The following is an 11754-nucleotide window of genomic DNA, read 5'->3' as shown; positions in this document are numbered from 1 at the left end:
CAGCGGCGCATGTTGCGGCGGATGCTAAGCGCGCCCGGCCACAGCCGCGCGGCCAGCGACAGCAGCACCGACTGCGGGCACAGGTACCGGCACCACAGGCGGGTGCGGGTGCGCCATTCCGCCGCCAGCAGCACGGCGATGAGCACAAGGCCCACCCATGCCCAATCCCACGCCCCGGGGGCCGGATACGCCAGGGCCAGCAGTTGCAGGGTGATTTCTCCGGGCAGGGAAAACTGGTTCAGCAGCGGAGCGCCCGCCAGTGCCGTCAGGGCCAGCCCGGCAACGGTCAGGCCCGCCCGGACGGGGAATCCGCTTTTCCATGGAGTGGACAGGCTGGCGAGCCGTGAATTGTCCGAAGTTGCCATTGCATCCGGCGCGGCTGCGGTTAGGGTATGGGCGCAGCATGCAGCACGGGGGCCGCGCTTGCGCCGGGCATGCACCAGTTCCGACAGCAGCCCGTACGGGCAGCCCCAGGAACAGAACACCCGGCCCAGCACCACGGCCACGGCCAGCACCAGCAGCCCGCCCAGCAGCAGGCGCGCGCCGGGCAACGCACCTGCTGCCAGCACCTGTGCGGCGGCCAGCGGGTCGGCCAGTGGCAGGCCCCATGCCTCCAGCGAAAACAGCGTCCCGGACACGCCGTGGAACCCCTTGCGGTTCAGCCAGGGCAGCGCCGCGAACAGGAGCAGCACGGCCCATTGTACGGGGCGTCGCCAGCGTGCGTGCCACGGTTTCATGCCGGGTTCCCTCCGTGCCCGGGCGCGGCGTCGGTGGCGTCAGCCCCGCCTGCCGCCATCCCGTGCCCGGCGGCTTCATCCATGCTTGATGCCGTCCTGCGTCCTGCGTTGGGGCGCACCACGATGGCGTCCACCGGGCAGACGTGCTCGCACACCCCGCAGCCCACGCAGGCGTCAGCCACGGCGGGGATGTCGCCGCCTTCCAGCACCATGGCCGTGCCGCGCAGGGGGCATTTGTCGTAGCAGGTGCGGCACAGCACCGTGCCCACCCAGTTGTGGCAGCGGTTCTTGAGCAGCACGGCCATGCCCATGTCGGCCTGCGCCATGTCGCGCACTGGTCGCAACGCACCCGAAGGGCACACCGGCGGGCACTTCATGCACAGCCAGCAGGGGATGGACCTGGCATGGATGTACGGCGTGTTGCGCACCTGACCGAAGAACCCGGCCATGCGCCCGGCAGCCATGCGGATGGACCCGTACGGGCAGGCTTCCGCGCACTTGCCGCAGTGGATGCATCGGGCGCGGAATTCCGCCTCGGCCCGTGCGCCCGGCGGGCGCAGCAGGCCGGGCGACATGAGACCGGACGCCGGGGACAGCGCGCCGCCCCCCTCCGGCTGTCTGGAGGATGTGGACACCTCAGGCGCTCCGGTGTTTGCGTTCCCATGGCGGACACTTGATGGTGCCGCCGTCGGCCAATTCGTCCTCGTAGGTCAGGTAGGCCAGGTCTATGGACAGCACGCCGTCCCACGCCGCCAGCCGTTTGAACTCCTGTTCCATGCGGTCAGAATCGGCCTCCAGCACCGCCACCAGCCGTCCCGGCACTTCGGCCCGGTGTACCTCGGCAATGTGCGGGTCCACCGACAGCCGGGTCCATACCGCTTCCGCCGTTTCCGTGTCGGTCTGCACCAGAATGCCTGCTATGGCCATGATGCTTTCTCCATGCCTGAAATATCTTTGAGGAAAGAGGGCTGGGGCGGCGTGTTGAAGCATCTCTCCGTGAACATTGCGCCTTCTGCCCGTCACCAGTTGAAAAGTTTTGGGGGAGGAGGGAGGGGGCGGGGGAGGGAGGAACCCCCTTTTCCAAAAGGGGGTTCCTCCCTCCCCCGTTCTCCCTTTCCCCGCGTGCCCCTACGCCTTGCGTATCCGCGCCGCGCAGATCTTGTATTCCGGCTCGCGCGAGATGGGGTCTGTCGCGTCCAGGAACAGCTTGTTGACCAGCTTTTCCCGGTCAAAGAACGGCACGGCGATAAGCCCGGTGCGGCATACGTCGCTGACGCGCGCGGGCAGGGTCAGCTTGTCGCGCCGGGTTTCCACAACGCAGGCGTCGCCGTGGGCGATGCCGAGGCTCTTGGCGTCGTCGCCGTTGATCTCCACGAAGGCAGAGGGGTTGGCCTTTTGCAGTTCCGGCACCTTTCCGGTCATGGTGGCGGTGTGCCAGTGGTCGATGACCCGCATGGAGGTCAGGTACAGGGGGTAGTCGGCGTCGGGTTCTTCCGCCGCGCCCTGGTAGGGGCGCATCCACAGGGCGGCCTTGCCGTCGGGCCTGCCGTAGAAGAAGAATTTGTCCGGATGGTCGGCGGGCACGATGGGGTCTTCACCCCGCACGTAGCGCAGCCGGGTGCCGGGGTGCTTTTCGTCCGGGCAGGGCCAGATGAGGCCCGATTCCTTGCGCAGCCGTTCGCGGGTCATGCCGTAGAAGTTGTAGGTGGTGCCCTTGCTGACGGTGCGCCATTCTTCCCACACGTCTGCGGCATTGCGGAAGTTGACCAGCTTGGGGTCCACGCCCACGCGCTTGGCGAACTCCACCAGGGTGTTCACGGTGGGGCGGCAGCCCTGCGGCGGCTCCACGGCCTTTTCGATGAGCGCGTAACGGCGCTCGCCGCAGCCGTACACGCCGTCGCGCTCGCACCAGAAGGCGGGCGCCAGCACCAGGTCGGCGTAGCGCAGGGTGACGGCGTCGGGGAAGGCCTCGATGACCGCGATGAACGAGTCCGGGTGGCTCATGGCCTTGTGGACCTTGTTCAGGTTGGGCAGCGTGTGGGCGGGGTTGGTCTCGCAGATCAGCATGGCCTTCACGTCGCCCTTGCCCAGCGCCTCGAACAGGGCCACGGTGTGATAGCCGGGGTCGGGCGAAATGGTGCCTTCGGGCAGGCCCCACAGCTGTTCCATTTCGGCGCGGTGCTTGGGGTTGGCGATGACGCGGCCCGCAGGCAGGAGGTGCGAGAGCGCGCCCGCGTCGCGCACGCCGCCGCAGGCGTTGGGCTGGCCGGTCAGCGAGAAGGAGGTGGCGCCGGGGCGGCATATCTGCCCGCTGATCAGGTGCAGGTTGTGGATCAGGTTGTTGGCCCACACCCCGCGAACCCGCTGGTTGATGCCCATGCACCACAGCGACATGGTGGCGGGCGATTCCGCGAACAGGCGCGCGGCCTGCCATATCTGCTCTTCCGGAATGTGACAGATGGCGGCGGCCTTCTCCGGCCTGTAGTCTTCAAGGAACGCCTTGTAGTCGTCGAAGGTGCAGTCCTTGCCCTCGTTGTCCTTGAAGGCCACGTACTTGCCCCAGAAACGTGCGTTGTCCAGCTCCTCGTGGATCATGACCCAGGCCATGGAGTTCATCAGGGCCAGGTCCGTGCCGGGGCGGAAGGCGATGTGCAGGTCGGCGATGCGCGAGGTGTTGGTGCGGCGCGGGTCGGCCACGATGATCTTGACGCCGGGCGTGGCCTGCTTGCGCCGCGCGATGCGCCGGAACAGCACGGGGTGCGCTTCCGACGTGTTGGACCCGATGATGAAGAAGCACGAGGCCTGGTCGATGTCCTCGTAGGTGCCCATGGGCTCGTCCTTGCCGAACGAAGTCACGTAGCCGCCCACGGCGGACGCCATGCACAGGCGGGGGTTGCCGTCCACGTTGTTGGTGCGCAGCCCGGCCTTGAAGATCTTGCTGGCCAGGTACGATTCCTCGGTCAGGCACTGGCCGGAGCCGTAATAGGCCACGGACTTGGGACCGTGGGTGTCGATGGCCGTGCGGAACTTCTTCGCCAGCAGGTCAAGCGCCTCGTCCCAGCCGATGGGTTCCAGCGGACCGCCCTTGGTCTTGCGCGCCATGGGGCTGGTGACCCGGTCGGGCGAGTTCAGCACCGGAATCAGCAGCGCGCCCTTGAGGCACAGCAGGCCCTTGTTGTGGTTGTCCGGGTCGCCCTTGATGGCCACTGCCTTGCCGTTCTTCACTCCCACCAGCACACCGCAGCCGGTGCCGCAGTACCGGCATACGCCCTTCACCCAGGTGTCGGGCTTGTCGTCCTGCCGGGCGGCCGATGCCGGCAGCGGCGCGCCGCTGACGGCGGCCAGCGCTGCGGACAGGGCCATGTAGCGCAGAAAGTCGCGTCTGGAGCATTCCATGGTTGTCTCCTTGTGCCGCCGCTAGTCGAGCGAGGTCTTTGTGGTGGCCTGCCGGTTGACGTAGGCGTCGCCGTGCATGGGGTTCTGGTGGTTGGGATGGCACGAGGAACAGTTGCCGCGCGTACCGAACTTGGCTTCCATGCGGTCCATGCTGGGGGCATGGCAGCGGGCGCAGATTTCCACGCCGGGCGAGCGGTTGAAGGCGATGGCGCCCTTGCCGTCGGGCTGGCCGTGGCAGGTCTGGCAGCGCACCAGGGTGATGCCGTGCTTGCCCTCGTACCAGTCCTGGGCCACGCGGGGCGTGGATTTTACGTGGCAGCCGTAGCAATCGCCCATCTTTTCGGGGGCATCCAGGTGCTTGGCCGCTTCGCAACGCACGCCGGGAAAGGCCAGGCGCACGTACAGGAAGAACGCGGCCACCAGCAGGGCCGCGCCCGCCAGCACCACCACCGCGCGGTTGCGCAGCAGGGGGTGGGCCAGGATGGAGGTGGGCCGTGAGGCCGGGGTGGTTCCCGTGGGATCGGACGTCATGGACGTGCCTCCTTGAGCTTGGCGGCGAATTTGGCGTTGGCGGCAAGGCGCTGGTCGAAGCGCGGCAGGTGCGCCATGTTGCGGTGACAACCCGCGCAGCCACTGCGGGAAATACCGTTCTTGCCCTCGTAGTTTTCGTGGGCCAGGCGTCCTGTTTCGGACACGGCGCCGTCGTTCTTGGCGTTGCGGGTCAGGTCCTGGTGGCAGGCGCGGCAGTTGGCGTCATCCACGAAACGGCGCGCCATGGGCTGCATGGCGGCGCGGTCCATGTCCTCGCCTTCGCCGCCGTAGTGGGCCCAGATGTCCTTCACCCCCAGGTACGTCTTGGCGGCGACCATGCGCACAATGCCCGTACCGGGGATGTGACATTGCGAGCACCCGATGGGTGCGCCCTTGGCGTCCTTGGCGTGGGGCGAGGCGTCCAGTTCCGTCTGGTAGACCTTCATCTCGTGACAGGACATGCAGAACGCGGTGGTGGACGTGGCCTTCACGCCCCAGGCACTCGCGCCGAGGGCAACCACGGCCAGGCCCACGGCCATGATCCAGAAACTTGGGGAACGGGGTGGCATGCGCATGCCTCCGGCTGAGGGTTGGGGGATTGCGAGCCCCATTGTGAAAGAATGCACAGCAAGAGGCGGGCCAGCGTGCAAGTGATCGCTAACGTGCCGTAACCACGCGAGTTCACGATGAAGGGGTGCGCGGCGCAGTCATGTTTTCCGGAATTGCTGTCAGTTATTTCTGAAAATTCGTGTTTTTCGTACAGGCGAGGGGGCGTTGGGGACCTGCGTGGGGCAGGCGTGAGGGTATCTGGCCGACCTCACGGGGCGTGGTCGAGGCGACGTGGCGGGGCGTAGCGGGAATGGGTGACGCAGGAGCGGGGTGAAGAGACCGTTGCGTCAGGCAGCGCCAGATTGTAGCGGGGGCGCGACAGGCTGCATAACCTGGCATCAGACCGCTGGTAGACCATGCGGCCCCGGCGGAACGGCAGGGCGAGGGGGGCGGCTAGTTCGACGCGCCGTGCCGCGCCTGCATGGCGCGCAGGATGGCCTGTCGCAGTCCGCTCATTTCCACGGGTTTGGACACGTAGTCGTCCATGCCCGCTTCCAGGAAGGATTCGCGGTCGCCCACCATGGCGTGGGCGGTCATGGCCACCACGGGTATGGCCGCGCGGGTGGCAAAGGCCGGGTCGGTGCGGATGGCGCGGGTGGCCGTCAGCCCGTCCATGACCGGCATCTGCACGTCCATGACCACGCAGTCGAACGTGCCGTGGTGCAGGGCGTCCAGCGCTTGCTGACCGTCGGTGGCCAGGGTCACGGTCATGCCTGATTTTTCCAGCATGCGCCGTACGGCAAGCTGGTTCACGGCGTCGTCCTCCACCAGCAGCACGTGCAGCCCGGCCTGGTGTTCCGGCAGGGCGGGGGCGGGGTCCGCCTGCTGCGCAGCCGCCTCGCTTCGGGACCTGGAGCTGCCTTTGCCGGGCTGCGCGATGCCCCGGGGCAGGGCGGACACATCGGCATGGCGGGCGGGCATGCCCATTGCGCGGGCGGGCATGCCCATTGCGTTGTCACTGCCCCCCGCGCCGTCTCGTCCGGCTGCCGTGCCGGATTCGTTCACACTGCTCGACCTGTCCGTTTCATCAGGCCCGTTCATTTCATTCGACCAGTCCGGCCCGCGCGCGGGTGCCCGGTTCGCATCGTCGGCATCCCACAGGGCGCCGAAGGGCAGCGAGATGAAGATGGTGGTACCCGCGCCCGGCGAGCTTTCCAGCGAAAGTTCGCCGTCCATCAGGGCCACCAGCCGCCGCACTATGGACAGGCCCAGTCCCGCGCCGCCATGCCGCCGCACGTGCGAGCCGTCCAACTGGCTGAACGGCTCGAAAATGCGTTCCAGGTGCGATTCCGGAATGCCGATGCCGGTGTCGCGCACTTCCAGCAACAGGCGCAGGTGGGCGGGCCGGGCTGCGGGGGCGTCTTGTGCCGTGCCGTCGGTCGCACCCTCTGCCGGGTTTCCGGTCGGATGCAGGGCCGGGGGCAGGCCCAGCGGGGCCAGTTCCACGGTCACCGACCCCGTATCGGTGAACTTTATGGCGTTGCCCACCAGGTTGAAGGCAATCTGGCGCAACCGGGCCTCGTCGCCCACCAGCCGCGCGGGCAGGCGCGGGTCCAGCCGGATGGCCAGGTCCAGTTGCTTTTCGCGCGCGGGCAGCAGGAAGATGTCGCGGATGGACGCCGCCACCCCGTCCAGCGCAAAGGGCGCGGCGCGCAGGGCCAGCCTGCCCGCCTCCACCCGCGAAAGGTCCAGCACGTCGGACAGCAGTTGGGTAAGCCGCCGGGCCGAGGTGATGGCGCTGGTAAGGTAGTCCTGCTGTTCGTGGTCCAGGGTGGTGGTCTGCAGCAGTTGCAGCATGCCCAGCGCGCCGTTGAGCGGGGTGCGGATTTCGTGGCTCATGTTGGCCAGGAATTCGGACTTGGCCAGGTTGGCGGCCTCTGCCGCGCCCTTTTCGCGCAGCAGGGCGGCCTCCGCCTCCTTGCGGGCGGTGATGTCCACGGCCATGCGGATCACCGCGCGGCGGCCATCGGGCAGCGAGCCGAGCGGGGCGGAACTGAAGTCCCATACCCTGGCCGATCCGTCGGCGCAGATGACCGGGTGTTCGCCGTCGGCCCTGCGTGCGCCCAGGGCGTACAGGGTGTCGGTATCGCTGGCGGGGCGGCCTGTTCCGTCGGACGTTCCGTCGGGCGTGGCCTCGCCCGTCCGGTTGTCCGGCGTATTGGCGGCGGTTGTTCCCGGCGCGGCACCGGGCCGTGCCTCCGGCAGCGTATCCGCCACATGCACCGGCTCGCCTTGCATGGCCAGTTCCTCCCAGCGGGCCAGGGTGGGTACATCGCCGGGTGTGTAGCCGGAAAGTTCGTACCAGCTGCGGTTCAGGGCCAGCACGGTGCCGTCCTCGTCGTGGATCATCACCGGCACGGGCGCTTCCTCGATGGCCGCGCGGAACTGCTGTTCGCTGGACAGCAGCTGGCGGCGCGCCGCGTACTGGGCGCTGACGTCGGTGAACACCAGGACCGCGCCGGTGATTTCGCCCGCCGCGTCGTGGATGGGGGCGGCGCTGTCCGCGATCTGGTATTCCGCGCCGTCGCGGGCCAGCAGCAGGGTATCGTTGGTCAGTTCCACCACCTTGCCGGTGCTGACTGCCTGCGCCACCGGGTCGGGCACGGGTTCGTGCGTGCGGCCCGCAACGATGACGAACACCTCGCCGATGTGCCGTCCCCTGGCCGAGGCAAAGGGCCAGCCGGTCAGCCGCTCGGCCACCGGGTTCATCAGGGTGATGCGCCCGGCACGGTCGGTGGCCATCACCGCGTCGCCGATGGAGCGCAGGGTGACGGCCAGGTTTTCCCGGCTGGCGCGCAGGGCTTCCTCGGCCTGGCGGCGGGCGGTGATGTCGGAATGGGTGCCCACGAAGCGCAACGGCGTGCCGTCGTCCGCAACGGACATCACCTTGCCCCGGGCCAGTACCCAGATGTACGAGCCGTCCTTGCACCGCATGCGATATTCCGACTGGTAGGTGTCGGTGGCGCCGGAAAGGTGCATGTCCATGTCGGCCTGTGCCCGCTGCCTGTCGTCGGGGTGGACGCGGCCCTCCCATTCGCGCGGGGATGTGCCGACCTCGTGCTCCTCGTAGCCCAGCAGTTCCTTCCAGCGGGGGGACAGGAACAGTTCGCCGGTGTGGATGTTCCAGTCCCACACGCCGTCGCCGGGGCCTTCAAGGGCGAACTGCCAGCGCTCTTCGCTGTCCACCAGGGCCATTTCGGCGGAACGACGGCGGTCGGCGGCAATCTTGAACAGCAGGGTGAGCCCGCACAGAAAGATCATCCACAATACGAAGACCACGCGCGTCAGGCGGCTCTGGCGTTCGGCATCCTCCACGAAGCGGGAGAACACGCTGCGCTCCAGCGCATCACCCAGCCGGTCCAGTTCGGTGAAGACGCGGCGTTGTTCCAGCACCTGCAGGGGATGTTCCCCGCGCGGGGCCGAGAGCCGGGCGTTGGTGGAGCGGTTCAGGGCTCCGATGCCGTCGGCGTAGATGCGCAACTGGGCCACCAGCATTTCCGGCGAGCCCTCGTGAAAGGGGCGGATGTCCGAAAGGCCTGGCAGGGCGTCGTCGCCGGAAGTCAGCAGTTCGTCCACTGCGTCGTACAGTCTGCCCGCCCCCTGTTCGAAGTAGGCGCCATGGATGCCGGGGGCGACGTCGACATCGCCCGCCAACTGGCGTTCTGCGGCCAGCTGTCCCTTCAGCAGGTCGGCCCTGGCGATGCGCAGTGCCTTCACCACCGGCAGAAAGCCGCGCAGGCTGGCGTGCCAGCCGTGATTCACCCACAGCAGCAGGAAGCCCGAACACACCAGCGCCATGATGCCACCGGCGATGGCGATGTTGCGGCTTTGCGAGATGACGGGGCGTCTGGTCATGCGGCGGGTCCTGTGGAGGTGGCGGATGCGGCGCTGCGACTGCGGTGCGGCGGATAAGGGGCGGACGAGCGGGAAACGGGAATCATGGAACCGGCGGATACGGCGCGGGCCCGGTGCCGGTTCACTGGCCTGGGCCCCGCCCGACCTGTCCGTCTGGCCCGTCTGGCCCGTCTGGCCCGCCTGGCCCGCCTGGCCCGCCTGGTTTGTCCGGCCTGTCGGAAGCGGCCCAGGGGGGCAGGGTGGAGCCATCGAAACCGAAGGGCTGTATCAGTGCAAGGTGCTCCGGTGTGCCGATGAAGGCGCGCAACTGTTCGTTCACCCTGTCCACTAGGGGGGCGTCCTCCTTGCGAAAGGCAAAGGCGCACAGGCCGGATACGGGTTTGCCGTCGATGACCGGTTGGGTGAAGGGCCGCGCGGCCTCCATTTCGTCGGGGTGCTGCCGGGCCAACAGGACTACCGTGGGGCCGGAAAGGGCCAGACCGTCCACGCGGCCCTTGCGTACGGCGGTCATGCCCGCGTGCGCGTCGGTCACGGGAAACAGCCGCTCGGCGGGCATGCCCAGCAACAGCAATTGGCGGTGCTCCACCGCACCGTCCAGCACGGCCAGTGTAACCTCGTTGCGCTCGGCCAGGGATGCGTAGTCGTGCAGGCCGCGCGGGTTGCCGCGCCGTACCAGCAGCCCCTGTCCCACGGAACAGGTGGGCAGCGAAAAGGCCACGAGGGCGGCCCTGTCGGGCGTGAGGAACATGCCCGCCGCGATCATGTCGATATGCCCGGCCAGCAGGTCGGGGATCAGGGCGTTGAAATCGCCGAGCACCCAGCGCACCCGGGTGATGCCCGCGCGGGTCAGCACGGTGCGGGCCACTTCCGGGGCCTCTCCTGTCACGGTGCCTTCAGGAGTACGATAGGCATATGGGGGTTCCAGGGCGTAGCCCACCCGGATGGTGCCCCCACGCCATGCGGTATCGTCCGGGTCTGGCAGTTCCATCAGCGCGTAGATCAGGGTCGTCACCGCGCAGGCCAGGGCGATGACGCCGAGCAACGAGGGGGCGGATCGGGGAAGTCTGGGCATGGGTTGCGTGTCCTGTGGCGCGGCGCGCAGGGCGCCGACCGGAGCCGGTATTGCCGTCGCTGTGCCATATGCCAGCGTAGTGGAACATTATTCTTTGCCGTGAGATGGCGTGGCGTCAATTGGGGGTTGCCGTGCCATTGCGGGTGCTTCCCCATGGGGAAGGTAGGGTTATCCCGCCATGTGCGGAACGGAACCCCGCAATGGTGTGCAACGGCCTTGACACGACGGGTAAGGCAATGAAGTATGCGACAATCCACTGCCCGGGGAGGGCAGGACACCGGACGCGCCATGGCGCGCAGCAGGGGAGCACCCGTGCACGACGAACAGTATCCGATCATCCTCGGCGTCTATTCATTGCAGCAGGATGCCATGGTTGGCATAGGCGGCACCGCGTCGCAACAGCGCCAGGTCACCTATTGGTATGCGCGCAAACTGGATACGGCCACCTGTGAAGTACAGCCGCTCAACGTGCACCATGTGCCTTCGGGTATCCGCAAGAATATGGAAGAGCTTGAATTTCTTCGTAGTTACATGCCGGAGCCGATGTATTACAGGAATCACACGGTGCCCGCGCTGGCCTCGCTGCATCGCAAGCTTGTCGAGGGCGAGGCCTGTCTGGCAGATTTGCGCCTGGACGATGCGGAAAAGGCCTTCATCAAGGCATTGATGATTGATGACCTGAATGTGCCCGCAAATTTCGGTCTGGGCGAGGTATATGCGGAAAAGAAGGACGCGGCCCGCCTGCGCAAGGTGCTGAACGTGCTCATGGGCAGCGACGAGGCGTTCCTGATGGAGCATCGGGTGCGCTTCAACAAGTTCGGCATCAGCCTGCGCAAGAACGGGCACTTCGACGATTCGCTGCGGTTCTACCACAAGGCGCTGGAATGCCGCGAGGACGAGCATCTGCACTTCAACATCGCGCGGGTGCATTTCGACAAGGGCGACACCGGCGCCTGCGTGCAGCATCTGACCAAGGCCCTGGCCATGCGGCCCGATTTTACCGAGGCACAGCGCTTCCTGACCTTTTGCGGTGGCCAGACCTGCCCCGGCGTGTAGACGGGCCGGGCGCGGCACTACGCCATTTCTGCCGGGAACGAAGAAGGCCTCCACGCGATGTGGCGGCCTTCGTGCGTTGCGGGGGGGGGCTTTGTTGCCGTGCTCATGTGGCCGTACGAGGACATGTCGTTGTCCGGCACCAGGGCGTGGCCGTGGCGTCAGGCCGGCTCAGGCCGGCTCAGGCCCGCTCAGGCCCGCTCAGGCCGGTTCATCCCACGGGCATTCACCGAGGCGGACGCCTCCGGGCGGCAGATGGCTCCGCATGAACCGGGTGTCGATGGCCCGCTTGAGCAGGAAGGCCAGACGGCCACCGAAGCACAGCGCGCCGCTGCCCAACGGACGGTGCAGCACCCCCGTGCCCGCGCCGGTATCCAGCACCAGCAGGTGACCTGGCCGGGGGATGTAGGGGGCAAGGGATGGCTGGCCGGTTGTCCGGGCGGCGCTGGCGCCGCAGCGGACATGCTCGCCCAGCCGGGCCGCCAGATTGGCGGCCAGCAC

The 11754-nt window shown here is 67.7% G+C and carries 9 protein-coding genes and 1 pseudogene; 1 reads left to right on the top strand and 9 read right to left on the bottom strand.

What is annotated here, in order from left to right:
- From FVW27_RS19895 to ehuB, 8 genes are all read right to left on the bottom strand, one after another.
- Nucleotides 1-737 (bottom strand): 4Fe-4S binding protein (locus tag FVW27_RS19895; protein ID WP_167128706.1); only part of this gene is annotated, 737 nt, incomplete at its 3' end.
- Nucleotides 734-1372, bottom strand: coding sequence for a 4Fe-4S dicluster domain-containing protein (locus FVW27_RS19890; protein ID WP_341806187.1), 639 nt, complete (start codon nucleotides 1370-1372; stop codon nucleotides 734-736). The genes FVW27_RS19895 and FVW27_RS19890, both read right to left, overlap by 4 nt.
- Before the next feature lies 1 nt (nucleotide 1373).
- Nucleotides 1374-1664, bottom strand: a complete 291-nt coding sequence (locus FVW27_RS19885; RefSeq protein WP_167128703.1) for a chaperone NapD — start codon at nucleotides 1662-1664, stop codon at nucleotides 1374-1376.
- 201 nt (nucleotides 1665-1865) lie between these two features.
- A complete protein-coding gene (locus FVW27_RS19880; RefSeq protein WP_167128700.1) occupies nucleotides 1866-4133 on the bottom strand; it encodes a nitrate reductase in 2268 nt (755 codons plus the stop codon).
- Nucleotides 4134-4154: 21 nt separating this feature from the next.
- Entirely contained in the window at nucleotides 4155-4664 is a 510-nt protein-coding gene (locus FVW27_RS19875; RefSeq protein ID WP_243838596.1) for a hypothetical protein, read from the bottom strand.
- A complete protein-coding gene (locus FVW27_RS19870) occupies nucleotides 4661-5233 on the bottom strand; it encodes a cytochrome c3 family protein (RefSeq protein ID WP_167128697.1) in 573 nt (190 codons plus the stop codon). Before FVW27_RS19870 ends, FVW27_RS19875 begins: the two co-directional genes overlap by 4 nt.
- A 433-nt stretch (nucleotides 5234-5666) precedes the next feature.
- On the bottom strand, nucleotides 5667-9128 hold the full coding sequence (locus FVW27_RS19865) for a PAS domain-containing hybrid sensor histidine kinase/response regulator (RefSeq protein ID WP_167128694.1): 3462 nt from the start codon (nucleotides 9126-9128) through the stop codon (nucleotides 5667-5669).
- Nucleotides 9129-9249: 121 nt separating this feature from the next.
- Nucleotides 9250-10200, bottom strand: a complete 951-nt coding sequence (ehuB, locus tag FVW27_RS19860) for an ectoine/hydroxyectoine ABC transporter substrate-binding protein EhuB (RefSeq protein WP_167128691.1) — start codon at nucleotides 10198-10200, stop codon at nucleotides 9250-9252.
- A 288-nt stretch (nucleotides 10201-10488) separates the two neighbouring features.
- On the opposite strand from ehuB, the gene FVW27_RS19855 reads away from it, so the two are divergent.
- Nucleotides 10489-11256 (top strand): tetratricopeptide repeat protein, encoded by a 768-nt coding sequence (locus FVW27_RS19855; RefSeq protein ID WP_167128687.1) that lies wholly within the window; start codon nucleotides 10489-10491, stop codon nucleotides 11254-11256.
- 198 nt (nucleotides 11257-11454) lie between these two features.
- Here the strand turns inward: FVW27_RS19855 and FVW27_RS19850 are convergent.
- Nucleotides 11455-11754 (bottom strand): annotated as a pseudogene (locus tag FVW27_RS19850) (pyridine nucleotide-disulfide oxidoreductase); the annotation flags it as partial.

It is taken from the genome of Nitratidesulfovibrio liaohensis, assembly GCF_011682075.1.
GTDB classification, from domain to species: domain Bacteria; phylum Desulfobacterota; class Desulfovibrionia; order Desulfovibrionales; family Desulfovibrionaceae; genus Cupidesulfovibrio; species Cupidesulfovibrio liaohensis.
This window is presented reverse-complemented; position numbering and strand designations above follow the sequence as displayed.

Bases quoted from the DNA above. Each gene is read 5' to 3' on its own strand.
- FVW27_RS19875 (WP_243838596.1), bottom strand. From the start codon at position 4,664: ATGACGTCCGATCCCACGGGAACCACCCCGGCCTCACGGCCCACCTCC.
- FVW27_RS19870 (WP_167128697.1), bottom strand. From the start codon at position 5,233: ATGCCACCCCGTTCCCCAAGTTTCTGGATCATGGCCGTGGGCCTGGCC.
- FVW27_RS19880 (WP_167128700.1), bottom strand. From the start codon at position 4,133: ATGGAATGCTCCAGACGCGACTTTCTGCGCTACATGGCCCTGTCCGCA.
- ehuB (WP_167128691.1), bottom strand. From the start codon at position 10,200: ATGCCCAGACTTCCCCGATCCGCCCCCTCGTTGCTCGGCGTCATCGCC.
- FVW27_RS19885 (WP_167128703.1), bottom strand. From the start codon at position 1,664: ATGGCCATAGCAGGCATTCTGGTGCAGACCGACACGGAAACGGCGGAA.
- FVW27_RS19865 (WP_167128694.1), bottom strand. From the start codon at position 9,128: ATGACCAGACGCCCCGTCATCTCGCAAAGCCGCAACATCGCCATCGCC.
- FVW27_RS19855 (WP_167128687.1), top strand. From the start codon at position 10,489: ATGGCGCGCAGCAGGGGAGCACCCGTGCACGACGAACAGTATCCGATC.